18 protein-coding genes and 1 tRNA gene are annotated in these 16,222 nt (G+C 63.7%); 9 read left to right on the top strand and 10 right to left on the bottom strand.

The window, feature by feature from the left end; all coding sequences use genetic code 11:
* The first annotated feature begins 25 nt into the window (after positions 1–25).
* Positions 26–625: a ribosome hibernation-promoting factor, HPF/YfiA family gene (gene hpf, locus ACPPVR_RS00545; protein ID WP_426612371.1), complete on the top strand. Its 600-nt coding sequence runs from the start codon at positions 26–28 to the stop codon at positions 623–625.
* Positions 626–837: 212 nt separating this feature from the next.
* A complete protein-coding gene (gene ptsN / locus ACPPVR_RS00540; protein ID WP_426612370.1) occupies positions 838–1,299 on the top strand; it encodes a PTS IIA-like nitrogen regulatory protein PtsN in 462 nt (153 codons plus the stop codon).
* A gap of 208 nt (positions 1,300–1,507) precedes the next feature.
* Here ptsN and ACPPVR_RS00535 read toward each other — a convergent pair whose 3' ends face one another.
* From ACPPVR_RS00535 to ACPPVR_RS00500, 8 genes are all read right to left on the bottom strand, one after another.
* The gene (locus tag ACPPVR_RS00535) at positions 1,508–1,780 is read right to left on the bottom strand and encodes a DUF1150 family protein (RefSeq protein WP_011083553.1); all 273 of its coding nucleotides are present in this window, start codon (positions 1,778–1,780) and stop codon (positions 1,508–1,510) included.
* A gap of 51 nt (positions 1,781–1,831) precedes the next feature.
* Positions 1,832–2,257 carry an Hsp20 family protein gene (locus ACPPVR_RS00530; protein WP_045004840.1) on the bottom strand — a complete coding sequence of 142 codons (426 nt, stop codon included), beginning with the start codon at positions 2,255–2,257 and terminating at the stop codon, positions 1,832–1,834.
* Positions 2,258–2,472: 215 nt separating this feature from the next.
* Positions 2,473–3,558, bottom strand: coding sequence for a sn-glycerol-3-phosphate import ATP-binding protein UgpC (locus tag ACPPVR_RS00525; RefSeq protein ID WP_426612369.1), 1,086 nt, complete (start codon positions 3,556–3,558; stop codon positions 2,473–2,475).
* A 20-nt stretch (positions 3,559–3,578) separates the two neighbouring features.
* Positions 3,579–4,427, bottom strand: coding sequence for a sn-glycerol-3-phosphate ABC transporter permease UgpE (ugpE, locus tag ACPPVR_RS00520; RefSeq protein WP_426612368.1), 849 nt, complete (start codon positions 4,425–4,427; stop codon positions 3,579–3,581).
* Entirely contained in the window at positions 4,427–5,308 is an 882-nt protein-coding gene (ugpA, locus tag ACPPVR_RS00515) for a sn-glycerol-3-phosphate ABC transporter permease UgpA (protein ID WP_426612367.1), read from the bottom strand. Before ugpA ends, ugpE begins: the two co-directional genes overlap by 1 nt.
* Positions 5,309–5,358: 50 nt before the next feature.
* The gene (gene ugpB / locus ACPPVR_RS00510) at positions 5,359–6,675 is read right to left on the bottom strand and encodes a sn-glycerol-3-phosphate ABC transporter substrate-binding protein UgpB (RefSeq protein WP_426612366.1); all 1,317 of its coding nucleotides are present in this window, start codon (positions 6,673–6,675) and stop codon (positions 5,359–5,361) included.
* Between the two features lie 219 nt (positions 6,676–6,894).
* Positions 6,895–8,097 carry a CaiB/BaiF CoA transferase family protein gene (locus ACPPVR_RS00505; RefSeq protein WP_426612365.1) on the bottom strand — a complete coding sequence of 401 codons (1,203 nt, stop codon included), beginning with the start codon at positions 8,095–8,097 and terminating at the stop codon, positions 6,895–6,897.
* Positions 8,098–8,274: 177 nt separating this feature from the next.
* Positions 8,275–8,700 carry an organic hydroperoxide resistance protein gene (locus tag ACPPVR_RS00500; RefSeq protein WP_426612364.1) on the bottom strand — a complete coding sequence of 142 codons (426 nt, stop codon included), beginning with the start codon at positions 8,698–8,700 and terminating at the stop codon, positions 8,275–8,277.
* A 155-nt stretch (positions 8,701–8,855) separates the two neighbouring features.
* Between ACPPVR_RS00500 and ACPPVR_RS00495 the strand changes: the two genes are divergently transcribed.
* Positions 8,856–9,314 carry a MarR family winged helix-turn-helix transcriptional regulator gene (locus ACPPVR_RS00495; RefSeq protein WP_426612363.1) on the top strand — a complete coding sequence of 153 codons (459 nt, stop codon included), beginning with the start codon at positions 8,856–8,858 and terminating at the stop codon, positions 9,312–9,314.
* Positions 9,315–9,421: 107 nt separating this feature from the next.
* Here ACPPVR_RS00495 and ACPPVR_RS00490 read toward each other — a convergent pair.
* Positions 9,422–9,497, bottom strand: a tRNA-Ala gene (locus tag ACPPVR_RS00490).
* A gap of 95 nt (positions 9,498–9,592) precedes the next feature.
* Entirely contained in the window at positions 9,593–10,003 is a 411-nt protein-coding gene (locus ACPPVR_RS00485) for a TIGR02300 family protein (RefSeq protein ID WP_426612362.1), read from the bottom strand.
* A gap of 159 nt (positions 10,004–10,162) precedes the next feature.
* Between ACPPVR_RS00485 and aroA the strand changes: the two genes are divergently transcribed.
* From aroA to ACPPVR_RS00455, 6 genes are all read left to right on the top strand, one after another.
* Positions 10,163–11,500, top strand: coding sequence for a 3-phosphoshikimate 1-carboxyvinyltransferase (gene aroA / locus ACPPVR_RS00480; protein WP_426612361.1), 1,338 nt, complete (start codon positions 10,163–10,165; stop codon positions 11,498–11,500).
* A complete protein-coding gene (gene cmk, locus ACPPVR_RS00475) occupies positions 11,497–12,135 on the top strand; it encodes a (d)CMP kinase (RefSeq protein ID WP_426612360.1) in 639 nt (212 codons plus the stop codon). Before aroA ends, cmk begins: the two co-directional genes overlap by 4 nt.
* Before the next feature lie 264 nt (positions 12,136–12,399).
* The gene (gene rpsA, locus ACPPVR_RS00470) at positions 12,400–14,103 is read left to right on the top strand and encodes a 30S ribosomal protein S1 (protein WP_426612359.1); all 1,704 of its coding nucleotides are present in this window, start codon (positions 12,400–12,402) and stop codon (positions 14,101–14,103) included.
* Positions 14,104–14,285: 182 nt separating this feature from the next.
* Positions 14,286–15,266, top strand: a complete 981-nt coding sequence (sppA, locus tag ACPPVR_RS00465) for a signal peptide peptidase SppA (protein WP_426612358.1) — start codon at positions 14,286–14,288, stop codon at positions 15,264–15,266.
* A gap of 182 nt (positions 15,267–15,448) precedes the next feature.
* Entirely contained in the window at positions 15,449–15,754 is a 306-nt protein-coding gene (locus tag ACPPVR_RS00460; protein ID WP_007598410.1) for an integration host factor subunit beta, read from the top strand.
* Between the two features lie 73 nt (positions 15,755–15,827).
* A complete protein-coding gene (locus ACPPVR_RS00455) occupies positions 15,828–16,220 on the top strand; it encodes a lipopolysaccharide assembly protein LapA domain-containing protein (protein WP_426612357.1) in 393 nt (130 codons plus the stop codon).
* The last annotated feature ends 2 nt before the right edge of the window (positions 16,221–16,222 follow it).

Here is a 16,222-nt window from a genome sequence, read left to right as displayed (position 1 = left end):
GCACTTAAACCAAGCGAGGCATCACATGACTCTTCGAATTTCGGGAAAAAGCGTCAGCGTCGGCGAGGCCCTGCGCGGCCGCGTTGCCGACCGGACCGAAGAGATCCTGCGTAAATATTTCGACGGCAATTATTCCGGCCACATCACGCTGAGCAAGGACGGCTTCGGCTTCCGCACCGACTGTGCGCTGCACCTCGATTCCGGCATTTCGCTGGAGGCCGATTCGAACGCGGCCGACGCTTATGCCAGCGCCGACCAGGCGCTCCTGATGATCGAGAAGCGGCTCAAGCGCTACAAGAGCCGGCTCAAGGACCGCTCGGCCCGCAAGGCCCATGTGGCCTCCGCGGCGCTGGCCGCGCTCGACGCCACCAGCTACGTGCTGGAGGCCCCGGGCGAGGGTGAGGACGAGGGCGAAGTCACCGGCTACAGCCCCGTGATCATCGCAGAGGCCACCACCTCCCTGAGGCAGCTGTCGGTCAGCGAAGCCGTCATGGAACTCGACCTCAGCGGGGCGCCCTGCCTGGTATTCCAGCACGGCTCATCGGGCCGGGTGAACATTATTTACCGCCGGGCCGACGGCAACGTCGGCTGGATCGACCCGCCGGGCGGCAAATCGGGCGGCTAGGGCGCCCCGTACCATCCGCAGCCTTAACAATGACCGTGGCAAAGCCGCACGCGGGAGTTGGCACCGGGATTGCGTTGGAGTAGAAGCGCCCCACATCAAGACCGGGGCTAAGTCCCCCTTCTGCTTCATCTTCTTGACGCCGGCCCGGCGAGGTTGTTTCCAAGCTGGCCAATTCGGAACCTGACGGTTTTAATTCACCTCGGAAAACTTCCATGCCGATTACCGATCTGGTCGCGCCCGAGGCGATTCTCCCGGCATTGAAGGTCAACAACAAGAAGCAGGCGCTCCAGGAACTCGCGGCCAAAGCCGCCGAGCTGACCGGGCAAAACGAGCGCGCCGTGTTCGAGGTGCTGCTCCAGCGCGAAAAGCTCGGCACCACCGCGGTCGGCTACGGCGTCGCCATTCCTCACGGCAAGCTGCCCAAGCTGGAAAAGATTTTTGGCCTGTTCGCCCGTCTCGATCGCCCGATCGATTTCGAGGCGATGGACGGCCAGCCGGTCGATCTCGTCTTCCTGCTGCTGGCTCCGGAAGGCGCCGGCGCCGACCACCTCAAGGCACTCGCCCGCATCGCCCGCCTGTTGCGCGACCAGGACATCGCCAAGAAGCTCCGCGCCTCGCGCGATGCCCAGGCGATCTATTCGGTGCTTGCGCTGCCGCCTGCAACCGCGGCCTGATCGTCACTGCGAGCGTAGTTCTCTCAACACCGTCATTGCGAGCGCAGCGAAGCAATCCAGAATCTTTCCGTGGAAAGACTCTGGATTGCTTCGTCGCAAGAGCTCCTCGCGATGACAGCGCGGAAACTTCATCACTCAAAATAAAAACGGGCAGGCCATCGTGCGAAGGCATGCCCGTCAAATTTCTATTCGTGCGACGTGCGCGTGCTCAGTGCACGCTGACGGCTTGCAGCTCGTTGCTCCAGGCGTTGGCGACTGCGGCTTCGCGGCTGTCGGTCAGCATGATCGGCGTGCCGTCGGCGGCGTGGAGCGCGAACAGCTTGAGGCCGGGCGCAATCTTCGGCGCTTCCGGAAACAGGCCGGGCACGTCCTCGGAACGGATCTGCTTCACATAGGCGATATGACCTTCGCCGAGGGTTGCCAGCGTCTCCGGCGAGACGTTCTTGGCTTCGTATTCGAACGCAACGTGACCTTCACTCATGGTCTCGACTCCTTCAAAGAAACTAAGCGGTCGAGTCCGCTACTCGTTCCATTATTCGTGCTCATTGATAGCGATTGTCTTAACGATCCTCTCCGGTTCAGGTCGGGCAAGATCGATCGCCAGCAATCCGTTCTTCAGATCCGCACCCAGCACCAGCATCCCTTCCGCCAGCACGAAGGTGCGCTGGAAGTGGCGCGCGGCGATGCCGCGATGGATGTATTGCCGGGTCTTGTCGTCCTGCTGCCGCCCGCGAATGACGAGCTGGTTTTCCTCAATGGTTACATCGAGTTGGTCGCGGGTGAATCCGGCGACCGCCAGCGTGATGCGCAAGCGCTCGGGCTGGCCGTCCGATCGGTCGCACCGCTCGATATTGTAGGGAGGGTAACCGTCGGCGCCTTTGACGACGCGATCGAGCACGCGCTCAATCTCGTCGAAGCCCAGAAGGAACGGACTGGAAAGCGTGGGAACACGAGACATAGTTTACAAAGTCCTCTCGAAGCGACTTTGGCATTTCAGGGCCCTGAACGGCGCCCCTTGGTCAGCAATATGGTCATAACCCCGTGTGGGTTCAAGGACGTAGCGGGAGCCCTGCACAGCGCCGTTTGAGGGCCCGGAATGACCGAAAGGCCCTTGACGGCTACTGTGCATGGGGTTGTTTTCGCGTTTTTTGATCGAACCGGTTCCGGAAAGCCTCAGGCCTCGAGCCGCGTCCGTCCGTCGCCGCTGAACAGATGCAGCTTCGCCCGCACCGCAGCGACCCGGATCTTCTGGCCGATCGGCGGCGCCTCGGAGCCGGGAATGCGGACGATGACCTCGCCGGGCGGCAATTCGCCGGGATTGGCGGCAATGCGCTGCTCGTCCTGCTTGCGGGAACCGTAAATGAAGGTCTCGGCGCCGACGCGCTCGATGGCTTCCACGGTCAGCGGCAATGCGACGCCGCCGGCCGGAGTCTGGTCGGTGATCACAAAATCTTCCGGGCGGATGCCGAGGATGCCGGCCTCGGTCGCGCTGCCACTGAGCTGCGATTTGATTTCATCGGAGCGCGTCGACATCAGATTCATCGGCGGGGCGCCGATGAAGGAGGCGACGAAGGTCGTCGCCGGCTTCTCGTAGATCGCCAGCGGATTGCCGAACTGCTCGACCTGGCCGCCATTCATCACGACGAGAACGTCGGCGAGCGTCATCGCCTCGAGCTGGTCGTGGGTGACGTAGATCGATGTGGTGCTCAGCCGGCGCTGCAATTTGCGGATCTCGACGCGCATCGCGATGCGCAGTTTGGCATCGAGGTTGGAAAGCGGCTCGTCGAACAGGAACACTTTCGGCTGGCGCACGATGGCGCGGCCCATGGCGACGCGCTGGCGCTGGCCGCCGGAAAGCTGGCGCGGCTTGCGCTCCAGCATCGGCGTGAGCTCGAGCACGCGCGCGGCCTCGTCGACGCGGGTCTTGACCTCGGCCTCCTTCATGCCGCGGTTGCGCAGGCCATAGGCCATGTTGTTGAAGACGCTCATATGCGGATAGAGCGCGTAGTTCTGGAACACCATCGCGATGTCGCGATCGGCGGGCTCGACCTGGTTGACGACGCGGCCGCCGATGTCGATCTCGCCGCCACTGACGGTCTCGAGTCCCGCGACCATGCGGAGCAGCGTCGACTTGCCGCAGCCGGAGGGCCCGACCAGCACGCAGAACTGCCCGTCGGCGACATCGACGTTGACGCCCTTGATGGCCTCGAAGCCGCCGGGATAGGTCTTGCGGACGTTGCGCAGGGTGACGTTAGCCATGAAAACTCACTTCCAAAAACCTACTTTTCCGTCTCGACCAGACCGCGCACGAACAATTTCTGCATGGCGACGACGACGAACACCGGCGGCAGCATGGCCAGCACCGCGGTCGCCATCACCACCGGCCATTCGGTCAGTGCGTCGGTGGTGGTGATCATCTTGCGGATACCGACCTGGATGGTCTGCATGTCGTCGCGGGTGGTGATGAGCAGCGGCCAGAGATATTGATTCCAGCCGAGGATGAAGAGAATCACGAACAGCGCCGCCATGTTGGTGCGCGACAGCGGCAACAGCGTATCCCAGAAGAAGCGCAAGGGACCGGCGCCGTCGATGCGCGAGGCTTCCAGCAGCTCGTCCGGCACGGTCATGAAGAACTGGCGGAACAAGAGCGTCGCGGTGGCCGATGCGATCAGCGGCAGCGCGAGGCCCGCATAGCTGTCGAGCATGTGCAGATCGGCAACGATCTTGTAGGTCGGATAGATGCGCACCTCGACCGGCAGCATCAAGGTGATGAAGATGATCCAGAAGATCGGCATCCGGAACGGAAAGCGGAAATAGACGATCGCATAGGCCGAGATGATCGAGATCGCGATCTTGCCGACCGCGATCAACAGCGCCATCACCAGCGAGTTCAGCATCATGTTGCCGACCGGCTCGCGCGTCGAGCCGCTCGTGCCGACGAAGATGGTCTGGTAGTAGACCTCGAAGAAATGCCCGCCCGGCAGCAGCGACATCTGGCCGTTGGCGATCAGCGCGTTGTCCTGGGTCGAGGCGACGATGGCGATGTAGACCGGGAACGCGACGATCGCGATGCCGATCCACAGAATGGCGTGGGCAGCGTAGCGCCGAAAGCCCTCTTCTTCGACCATCAGTAGGTCACCTTGCGTTCGACGAAGCGGAATTGGATTCCCGTGAGCACGATGACCATGACCATCAGGATCACCGACTGCGCCGCCGAGCTGCCGAGATTGCCGCCGAGCAGGCCGTCGGTATAGACCTTGTAGACCAGCGTGACCGTCGATGTTCCCGGTCCGCCGCGGGTCATGGTGTCGATGATGCCGAAGGTGTCGAAGAAGGCGTAGACGATGTTGACGACCAGCAGGAAGAAGATGGTCGGCGACAGCAGCGGGAAGGTCACGGTCCAGAATCGCCGCATCGGGCGTGCGCCGTCGATAGCGGCGGCCTCGAACACGCTCTTCGGAATGGCTTGCAGGCCTGCGAGGAAGAACAGGAAATTATAGGAGATCTGTTTCCAGGCTGCGGCGAGGATGATCAGCCCAGCGGCCTGGTTGCCGTCGAGCAGCGGGTTCCAGTCGACACCAGCGGCGCGAAGATAACGCGCGAGCACGCCTAGCGAGGGATGCAGCATGAAAATCCAGAGCACGCCGACCACCGGCGGTGCGACCGCATAGGGCCAGATCAGCAGCGTGCGGTAGAGCATCGAGCCGCGCAGCGGCTTGTCCGCCATCACGCCGAGCAAGAGCGCGAAGGACAGCGACGAGATCGCGATGGCGAACGAGAAGACGAAGGTGCGAACGACCGCCTCGAAATAGGCGGCGTCCCTGAACAGATCGACGTAATTGTCGAGCCAGACGAAGCTCGTCGAGAGGCCGAAGGCGTCCTGCAGCAGGAAGGACTGGATGACGGCCTGCCCGGCCGGCCAATAGAAAAAAACCAGGACGATCGCGAGTTGCGGGGCAACCAGCGCGTAGGGCAACAACTTTGCTTGGAAAATGGCTTGCTTTTGCATGATGTCAGCAGAGCGGCAGGCTGCGAGATCGCTGCCCGCCGCTCATTGCCTCACTTCACTGCGGTCTTTTCGAACTGACGCAGCATCGTGTTGCCGCGCTCGACAGCGGCATCGAGCGCCTGCTTGGCAGTCTTCTTGCCGGCCAGCGCCTGCTCGATCTCTTCCGACCAGACGTCACGCAGCTGAACCATGTTGCCGAGGCGCAGACCGCGGGAATTGTCGGTCGGCTCCTTGTTGGTCAGCTCGATCAGCGGGGTCTCGAGATAAGGCTGGTCCTTGTAGAAGCCCTCTTCCTTCGCCTTGGCGTAGGCCGCCTTGGTGATCGGCAGATAGCCCGAAGCCTTGTGGATGTAGACCTGGCGATCGGTGTCCGAGAGGAAGGTCAGGAACTTCGCGACGCCCTTGTATTCGTCGGCCGACTTGCCGCCCATGATCCAGAGCGAGGCGCCGCCGATGATCGAGTTCTGCGGCGCGCCCTTGACGTCCGGATAATATGGCATCGGCACGGCGGAGAAGTTGAACTTGGCCTGCGCCTTGACGTTGCCGAAGAACGCCGACGAGGTCAGGTAGATCGCGCACTCGCCCGAGGTGAAGCGGCCTTCGCCGGTGTTGGTGCGGCCGGCGTAGTCGTAGATCTTGTCCTTCTGCAGCTCGACCAGCTTCTCGAGATGCTTGAGCTGGAGCGGCCCGTTGAACTCGAGCACGGTGTCGAAGCCGTCGAGGCCGTTGGCCTTGCTGGCGAGCGGCACGTTGTGCCAGGCGGAGAGCTGCTCGAGATTGACCCAGGTCACCCAGGAGCCGGAGAAGCCGCAGGTCGGATGGCCGTTGTCGTGGAGCTTCTTGGCAGCCTCGAACGTTTCGGGCCAGGTCTTCGGGATCTCGATATTGGCCTTCTTCAGCTCGTCGAGATTGACCCACATCACGGTCGACGACGAGTTGAAGGGGAACGACAGCATCTCGCCCTTCGAGGTCGAGTAGTAGCCGGTGATCGCGGACAGATAGTTCTTCGGATCGAACTTCTCGCCGGCGTCTGCCATCAGCTTGTAGACGGGCTTCACGGCGCCGGTCGCGGCCATCATGGTCGCGGTGCCGACTTCGAACACCTGCATGATGTGCGGCGCGTTGCCGGCGCGGAACGCGGCGATGCCTGCGTTCATCGTGTCAGGATAGTTGCCCTTGTAGGTCGGGATGACCTTGTAGTCGCTCTGCGACGCGTTGAAGTCGGTGGCGAGCTTGACGATGACGTCGTTGTTGGCGCCGGTCATCGCGTGCCACCACTGGATTTCAGTCACGGCCAGGGCCGGCGAGACGCCGATGCCAACCGTGATTGCAAATGCGGCAGCCGCCCCAAAGTGTCGAAGAGCCATCAAGTAAACCTCCCTTGGCCGTCAAAAAGATCGCTTGCGCTAGCAGCGCCATATGACGTTCACATGACTGTGTAAGCGGCCGAAACGAAAGCGGCAAGCGCGGCAAAAGGGAAGTCGTCAAATAGGCGAACGCGACGCGGGCAGCGTCATCCGTTCGCGGTGCACGCCAGTGCCCGCGCCGCAGTGCGGCATTGCTCGGTGGATGCGGAGGTGGGGGCCTTAGCGCTTGCGCTCAGGCCCGCAGACCGTGCCCTTCTCGACCATCGCGTCGATCTCCGCCTTGGAGTAGCCGAACTCGCCCAGCACCTCCTGGGCGTGCTGACTGAATTTCGGCGGCAGGCGGCGCAGGCTCGGCTTGCTGCGATCGAGCCGGATCGGCGATGCGACGCCCTTGTACCAATCCTTCTCGATGACATCGCCGCGGGCGATCGTGTGCGGGTTGGTCAGCGCCTGGTCGATCTTCTGCACGGGGCCTGCGGGCAGGCCGGCGGCGAGCAGGCGATTGCACAGCGGCTCGGCCTCATGTTGGCTGAACACCGCGGCAAGCTCGGCGCGCAGCGCCTCGCGATTGGCGATGCGGTCCTTGTTGCGGGCAAAGCGCGGATCGGTGCCGAGCTCGGGCTTGCCGATCTCGTTGGCGAGCTTGCGGAAGGTGCCGTCATTGCCGACGCCGATGAAGATGTTGTCGGTCTTGGTCGGGAAGATCGCGTAGGGAACGAGATTGGGATGCTCGTTGCCGGTCAGGCTAGGGGGCTTGCCATGCATGAAATAGTTCGCGGTGTGCGGATGCATGATGGCGAGGCCGGTCTCGTACAGCGTGGTCTCGAGGAACTGGCCCTTGCCGGAGCGCTGCCGCTCCGACAGCGCCATCAGGATGCCGATCGCCGCGTAAAGCCCGGTGGTGATGTCGACCAGCGGCACGCCGATCCGCATCGGTCCGCTCTCGGGCGAGCCGGTCGCTGCGATCATGCCGGTCATGGCCTGGATGATGGCGTCGTAGCCGGGATTGCCGCCGCGCGGGCCGTCGGCACCGAAGCCGCAGATCCGGCAATGCACGAGGCGCGGAAATGTCTTGCTCAGCACGTCGTTGCCGATGCCCCATTTCTCCAGCGTGCCCGGCTTGAAATTCTCGATCAGGACGTCGGCCGTCTCCAGCATCTTGAGCAGCACTGTGCGGCCGCCCTCGGAGGCGAGGTCGAGGCCGATCGAGCGCTTGTTGCGGTTGATGCCGACGAAGTAGGCCGCGTCCTCCTCATGGAAGGGAGGGCCCCAGTCGCGCACCTCGTCGCCCGCCGGCGGCTCGACCTTGATTACGTCGGCGCCATGGTCGGCGAGGATCTGGGTGCAGTAGGGACCGCCGAGCACGCGCGTGAGATCGATGACGCGCAGTCCGCTCATTGCGCCCAATGCGGCTTCAGTCATGCCTTTGCTTCCCCTGTGTCGATCATTGCGCACAGGCCTAGCGAGGTTCGTCCAAGCCAGCAATGGCTTGTCGCGTAGGGCGTTATGCGGGGCGCGCGCCGCATGCCGTAGCGTGGCAAATCAAACGGAAGCGGCCGGCCCGAGGGGGATCCCGGGCCAGCCAATCCGCTGTTCCGATCAGACGACCGTCAGGCGGACGTCGACATTGCCGCGCGTCGCGTTGGAATACGGGCACACCTGGTGCGCCTTCTCGACCAGCGCCTCGGCTTCCGCGCGGGCCAGGCCCGGCAGCGAGACGGCGAGATCGATGTCGAGACCGAAGCCGCCGGCCGAACGCGGGCCGATGCCGACGGTCGAGGTGACAGAGGCGTCAGCCGGGACCTTCGGTCCGCCCTGCGAGGACACGAACTTCATCGCGCCGATAAAACAGGCGGCGTAGCCTGCCGCAAACAGCTGCTCGGGATTGTTGCCGGCGCCGCCGCCGCCGCCGAGCTCCTTCGGCGTGGTGAGCTTGACGTCGAGCGCGCCGTCGAGGGTCGCAGCATGGCCGTCACGGCCGCCGGTGGCTTTTGCGCTGGTCTTGTAGAGGACGTTCACGGACATTTTCGTCTCCCTGGGTTCCGGTTGGGGTGCGATCTATATCGCAAACAATTAGATTGTGCGCAATCGAAATTATGGCGCCTCACATTTAATTGTTCGCAATTGAATAGGCGGCCGCCAGGTCCCAGAATGGTGAGAGGAATCTCGCGAGATCGAACATGGCTCGGAAACAATCCGCGGTGGACCCGCTGCGGCTCGACAATCAGATCTGCTTCGCGGTTTATTCGGCCGCGCATGCGTTCAACCGCGTCTACAAGCCGCTGCTGGAACGGCTCGGCCTGACCTATCCGCAATATCTGGTGATGCTGGTGCTGTGGGAGCGCGACGACGTGGCGGTCAAGGACATCGGCGAAAAGCTGTTTCTCGATTCGGGTACGCTGACGCCCTTGCTCAAGCGGCTCGAGGCCGCCCATCTGGTCAAGCGTACGCGTTCGAGCGAGGACGAGCGCCAGGTGCTGATCGCGCTGACCTCCCAGGGCCACGCGCTGAAGGAAAAGGCGCGCGCCGTGCCGCACTCGATCCTGGCGGCGTCGGACTGCTCGGTGTCGGAGCTGATCGCGATGAAAGACGAGATCGTCGCGCTGCGCGACCGGCTCAATGCAGTGATCGGGGAGTAGGGGAGTTTGTAAGAGGCCCGGCTTCGCCCTTCGGGCTTCGCCGGACACCACGCTTCACACTTCGGGCTCTGCGCGGCTGCGCCACGCGTAGCCCGAAGGGCGAAGCGTGGTGGAGCCAGGCGGGATCGAACCGCCGACCTCTTGCATGCCATGCAAGCGCTCTCCCAGCTGAGCTATGGCCCCGTAGTCCTTAAACGGGATGACCCTGGTGGATCACTCCCGACCGGCGAGCCTGGTGACTCGCGCGGTGCACCCTTTTTCACAGATCAGGGCTGATCTCAAGTCTCTTCATCGCCCCCGACATCACCAATGATGTCCGTGACGTCCTCATCGCCCTCTTCGTCGTCGGCGATAAAGGTCGAATCATCGTCATCGTCGTCATCGATGGTCTCGTCGGCTTCGATATCCTCCTCGGATTCGGGCACGACGGCCTTGACCTTGCCGGTGTTCTCTTCGGCGTCGGCCTCCTCGAGCGAGACCTCCTCGACCTCTGCCGGCTCCGGCGTGTCGGCGGCGGCGGCCGGCGCGTGCCGGGGTTCGGCACCGCGGGTCGCACGGGCCGGCGCCACAGGCGCGATCGGCACGACTTCGCCAGTATAGGGCGAGATCACCGGGGTCTTGTTGAGGTCGTAGAACTTCTTGCCCGTAGTCGGGCAAATGCGTTTGGTTCCGAGTTCGGACTTGGCCACGGCAGAGGAATCCTGGGATGTCTGAAAAGCGGTGTTTCACTTGGCTAGTTGGCGGGCCGCTGTCAATAGCGCATTACGGGAGAAAGACATGCCGGTGACGTCGAGGACACCATGTGGTACGTGCGCGCCAGCCTTTGAGGCGCATCCAAGGACACAATCTTGACCCATTCCGACCAGCCGACGCAGCTTCAGTCGCGCGCAAGCGGTCCCCTGACCGGGAAAGTACGGGTGCCCGGGGACAAGTCGATCTCCCACCGCGCCCTGATCCTGGGTGCACTTGCTGTCGGCGAGACCCGGATTTCGGGCCTGCTCGAGGGCGAGGACGTCCTCAACACCGCCAAATCCATGCAGGCGCTGGGTGCCAAGGTCGAGCGCACCGGGGATTTCGCCTGGAAGGTGCACGGAGTAGGCGTCGCCGGCTTCGCCCAACCAACCGCGCCGCTGGATTTCGGCAACTCCGGCACCGGCTGCCGGCTGGTGATGGGGGCCGTCGCCGGCTGCCCGATCTCGGCGGTGTTCGACGGCGATGCCTCGCTGCGCACCCGCCCGATGCGACGGATCCTGGATCCGCTCGAAAAGATGGGTGCCAAGGTCGTTTCCGCCGCTGAGGGCGGCCGTCTGCCGCTGACCGTCCAGGGCGCGCGCGATCCGCTGCCGATCACCTACAAGACCCCGGTCGCCTCGGCCCAGATCAAATCAGCGGTGCTGCTCGCCGGCCTGGCCGCACCGGGTGCCACGACCGTCATCGAGTCTGAGGCCAGCCGCGACCACACCGAGCTGATGCTGAAGCATTTCGGCGCCGACATCATCTCGACGCGGGAGGGCCAGCACGGCCGCCGCATCACGCTCGTGGGTCAGCCGGAATTGCACGGCGCCACCGTGATTGTTCCCGCCGATCCATCGTCAGCGGCGTTCCCCATCGTTGCCGCGCTGATCGCCGAGGGCTCCGACGTCGTCCTGTCCGATGTCATGACCAACCCGCTGCGCACCGGCCTGTTCACCACACTCCGCGAAATGGGCGCCTCGATCGAGGAAAGCGAAGTGCGCGGCGATGCCGGCGAGCCGATGGCGCGCTTGCGCGTGCGCGCGTCAAAACTGCGTGGCGTCGAGGTGCCGCCGGAACGCGCGCCCTCGATGATCGACGAATATCTGGTGCTGGCGGTGGCCGCTTCCTTCGCCGAAGGCACGACCATCATGCGCGGCCTGCAAGAGCTGCGCGTCAAGGAATCCGACCGGCTCGAAGCCACCGCCGCCATGCTCCGTGTCAACGGCGTCAAGGTCGAGGTCTCCGGCGATGATCTGATCGTCGAGGGCCGCGGCCATGTCCCCGGCGGCGGCCTCGTCGCCACCCACATGGACCACCGCATCGCGATGTCCGCCCTGGTGATGGGCTGCGCGTCCGATCAGCCCGTGACCGTCGACGACACCGCCTTCATCGCCACCAGCTTCCCGGACTTCATTCCGATGATGCGTTCGCTCGGGGCGGAGTTTTCATGATCATCGCCATCGACGGACCGGCAGCCTCGGGCAAGGGAACGCTCGGCAAGCGCCTGGCGCACCATTACGGCTATCGTCATCTCGATACCGGCGTCATCTACCGCGCGGTGGCCTACGCCCTGATGCAATCCGGTCATGACCTCCGGGACGAGGCGGCGGCGGTTGCGGCGGCGCTGGAACTCGATCCCGAAAAGTTCGGCAATCCCGCTCTGAAGACCCAGAAGGCCGGCGAGGGCGCCTCGATCGTCTCGGCGATCCCGAAAGTCCGCGAGGCTCTGCTCAATTTCCAGCGGCAATTCGCCGCCGATCCGCCGGGGGCGGTGCTGGACGGCCGGGACATTGGAACCGTGATCTGCCCGCATGCCGACGTGAAGATCTTCGTTGTCGCCGACCCCAGGGTTCGGGCCCGCCGCCGTACCATGGAGGCCAAGGCGAGGGGCGAGGAGGCGGACGAGGCGGCCGTGCTGGCCGACATCATCCAGCGCGACGAACGGGACAAGAACCGGCCGATTGCGCCCCTGAAACCTGCCCCCGATGCTTACTTGCTAGATAACTCCCAACTGGATATAGAAGGCGGCGTCCGGGCCGCCATCGACATTATCGAGGCCGTCCGAGCGGGCCGTCCGCGGGGTTAAGCCGCGGTCGTCATTGGAGGAAGCGCCCGCTCCCGCTCTTTGAGGTCGATACCCTCGGTCCCAGCTTGGGACCGGCGCGATCCAGGCTCCGGACAAAGATTTCCACGTATCGAACGTGCGGGCCTCAGCCGGCCCGCTTCCGCTGTTTCGGCGCAAACCGGAGCAGCGAGCGGTCGCTCGAAGGTTTTGTGGACCTTCCGACACTGCGCGTCCGATACGCCCAAAAACCCAACGGCCGGCAAGACATCCGCAACTGGAGAACAAATGGCTTTGACTTCCGCTGATACTTATAGCCCCTCGCGCGATGATTTCGCCGCGATGCTCGACGAGTCCTTCGCAGGTGGCAGCCTGCAGGAGAGCTCCGTCGTCAAGGGCAAGGTGGTTGCAATTGAAAAGGACATGGCCGTCATCGACGTCGGCCTGAAGACCGAAGGCCGCGTCGCGCTGCGCGAATTTTCCGGCCCCGGCCGTGAAAGCGAGATCAAGGTCGGCGACGAGGTGGAAGTGTTCCTCGATCGCATCGAGAACGCCCTCGGCGAAGCCGTGCTGTCGCGCGACAAGGCGCGCCGCGAAGAGAGCTGGGGCAAGCTCGAGAAGGCGTTCCAGGGCAACGAGAAGGTCACGGGCGTCATCTTCAACCAGGTCAAGGGTGGTTTCACCGTCGACCTCGACGGCGCCGTGGCGTTCCTGCCGCGCTCGCAGGTCGACATTCGTCCGATCCGCGACGTCGCGCCGCTGATGAACAACGCGCAGCCGTTCCAGATCCTCAAGATGGACCGCCGCCGCGGCAACATCGTCGTCTCCCGCCGCACCGTGCTGGAAGAGACCCGCGCCGAGCAGCGCCAGGAGCTGGTGCAGAACCTCGAGGAGGGTCAGGTCATCGACGGCGTGGTCAAGAACATCACCGATTACGGTGCGTTCGTTGATCTCGGCGGCATCGACGGCCTGCTGCACGTCACCGACATCGCGTGGCGCCGCGTCAACCACCCGACCGAGGTGCTCTCGATCGGCCAGACCGTGAAGGTCAAGATCATCAAGATCAACCACGAGACGCACCGCATCTCGCTGGGCATGAAGCAGCTCTTGGATGATCCGTGGCAGGGCATCGAAGCCAAGTACCCGCTGGGTGCGCGCTTCACCGGCCGTGTCACCAACATCACCGACTACGGCGCGTTCGTCGAGCTCGAGCCGGGCATCGAAGGCCTGATCCACGTCTCCGAGATGTCGTGGACCAAGAAGAACATGCACCCCGGCAAGATCGTGTCGACCTCGCAGGAAGTCGAAGTGCAGGTGCTGGAAGTCGATTCCGTCAAGCGCCGTATCTCGCTCGGCCTCAAGCAGACCATGCGCAACCCGTGGGAGGTCTTCGTCGAAGGCCATCCGACCGGTTCGACGGTCGAGGGCGAGGTCAAGAACAAGACCGAGTTCGGTCTGTTCCTGGGCCTCGAGGGCGACGTCGATGGCATGGTCCATCTCTCCGACCTCGACTGGAAGCTTCCGGGCGAGCAGGTGATCGACAACTACAAGAAGGGCGACATGGTGAAAGCCGTGGTGCTCGATGTGGACGTCGAGAAGGAGCGCATCTCGCTCGGCATCAAGCAGCTCGAAGGCGACCCCTTCGCCGAGCCGGGCGATGTCAAGAAGGGCGCGGTCGTGACCTGCGAAGTGCTCGAAGTGAAGGAAAGCGGCATCGAGGTGAAGATCACCGGTACCGACTTCTCGACCTTCATCAAGCGCTCGGAGCTCGCCCGTGACCGCAACGACCAGCGCGCCGAACGCTTTGCCGTCGGCGAGAAGGTCGATGCCCGCGTGATCCAGTTCGACAAGAAGGCCCGCAAGGTCCAGGTGTCGATCAAGGCGCTCGAAGTCGCCGAAGAGAAGGAAGCCATCGCGCAGTACGGCTCCTCCGATTCGGGAGCGACGCTCGGCGACATCCTCGGCACCGCGCTCAAGAACCGCGACAAGTAAGCGAAACGCCAGTTTCGCAAGCATCAAAGCCCCGGCGCGAGCCGGGGCTTTTTTGTTGCGCCCGGGCTACGGGCTACCGGCCTTGCTTTCTTCAAATTGCGCCGCAATTGATGTATCCAGATAAGCCAATGGTCACGCTGTGACGGCACAACGCGCCTGGTCTTTCATTTGGAGATATCCCGATGTCGCTCGATTCGGACATCATCGTCGATCGCCGCAGGATCCGCCGCAAGCTGACGTTCTGGCGCGTCGTGGCTGCGCTGATCGCGATCGCAGCGATCGCGGGCTTTGCGCTGATCGTGACGCCCGGCGGCCGCGGCAGCTTCGCCTCCGCCGGCTCGATCGCGCGGGTGCAGATCGAGGGCCTGATCCGCAGCGATTCCGACCGCACGCGGGCGCTGGAGCGGCTCGAGAATTCGCAGGCCGCGGCCGTCATCGTTCACATCAACTCGCCGGGCGGCACCACCGCCGGCTCCGAGCAGCTCTATGACTCCTTGACGCGCCTGAAGGCGAAGAAGCCGCTGGTCGTCGTGGTCGAAGGTCTTGCGGCTTCCGGCGGCTATATCACCGCGATTGCGAGCGACCACATCATCGCCCAGCAGAGCTCGCTGGTCGGATCGATCGGCGTGCTGTTCCAGTTTCCCAACGTCACCGAGCTCTTGAAGACCATCGGCGTCAAGGTCGAGGAGGTGAAGTCCACGCCGCTGAAGGCCGCGCCCAACGGTTTTGAGCCGACCAGCCCGGAAGCGCGCGCAGCCCTCGATGCGCTGGTGAAGGATTCCTATGCCTGGTTCAAGGATCTGGTGAAGCAACGCCGTGGCATGGATGACACGCAGCTTGAAAAAGTTGTCGATGGCCGTGTTTTCACCGGCCGCCAGGCGATCGATCTCAAGCTGATTGATCAGCTGGGCGACGAGAAGACGGCCGTGACCTGGCTCGAGGAGCAGAAGGGCGTCAAGAAGGGTCTCACCGTGCGCGACTTCAAGCTCGAGCCCCGATTCAGCGACCTGCCGTTCCTCAGGACCGCTGCTGCCGTCACGCTGGAAGCGCTTGGTTTAGGCTCGATTGCGCATCAGATCGAGAAGACCGGCGTCGTGCAGGCGGTCGATCGGTTCGGAATGGATGGAATGCTCGCCTTGTGGCAGCCGGCTGCGTCGAATTGACCGAAATCTCATGGAACCGAGCGAGCTTGCGAGGCTTTTCCCGTCTGGCGAGCGGTGGGCCAGCCCGCTTTTTTGGCATTTGTCACGCACTTTCAGGACGCTCAACCTTCATTTAGCGTCTTGACAGATCAAGGCATTTTCACGGAAATGGTCATCCGCACGCTCCCGGGTCCTATCTCTCGATGATCAAATCCGAACTTGTTCAGCGTATCGCCGAGCACAACCCGCATCTGTACCAGCGGGATGTCGAGAACATTGTGAATGCGATTCTCGAGGAAATCGTAGCGGCACTCGCACGCGGCGACCGCGTCGAGCTGCGCGGCTTCGGCGCTTTCTCGGTGAAGCACCGCCCTGCACGCGCCGGTCGCAATCCGCGCACCGGCGCTCATGTCCCTGTCGACCAGAAGAGCGTTCCGTTCTTCAAGACCGGCAAGGAAATGCGCGAGCGGCTGAATCGCGACCATCCGGATCCGGGCGCGCCCGACTAAAGCCGTCGTCCGGGCTTAACCGAGCGACCCGCGTGATGCGGCCGCAGGCTTGATTCAAGGCGAGCGAAGCGAGATGCGAAAGTTTCTGACCGCGCTGATCGTGATTCCGGTGGGCCTGCTCCTGGTCACCTTCGACGTTGCGAACCGGCGTGACGTCACGGTCTCCCTCGACCCCTTCATGACGAACGACCCGGCGTTGTCGATCACGCTGCCGCTGTTCCTGCTCTTGTTCCTGGTCGCCGCCCTGGGCGTCATCGCCGGCGGCTGCGCCGTCTGGCTCGGCCAGCGGCATTGGCGGCGCGCAGCACGCCGGCACGAGGCGGATGCAAGGGCTGCCCGGACCGAACTGGCCACTCTGCGGGCCCAGGCGGCCGCGGCGAAGCCCGAGCCCCAACGTCTCCCGGCCCCCACCGGGGTGGGTCTTTACGGGCCGGTCGGGCGAGACAAGCAGCGCGCGACGTTGTAGAA

Origin of the sequence: Bradyrhizobium sp. McL0616 (genome assembly GCF_049993385.1) — a bacterium.
In the GTDB taxonomy this organism is placed as follows: Bacteria; Pseudomonadota; Alphaproteobacteria; order Rhizobiales; family Xanthobacteraceae; genus Bradyrhizobium.
The sequence above is the reverse complement of the archived record's forward strand: the minus strand, read 5'-3'. Positions and strand labels throughout refer to the sequence as shown.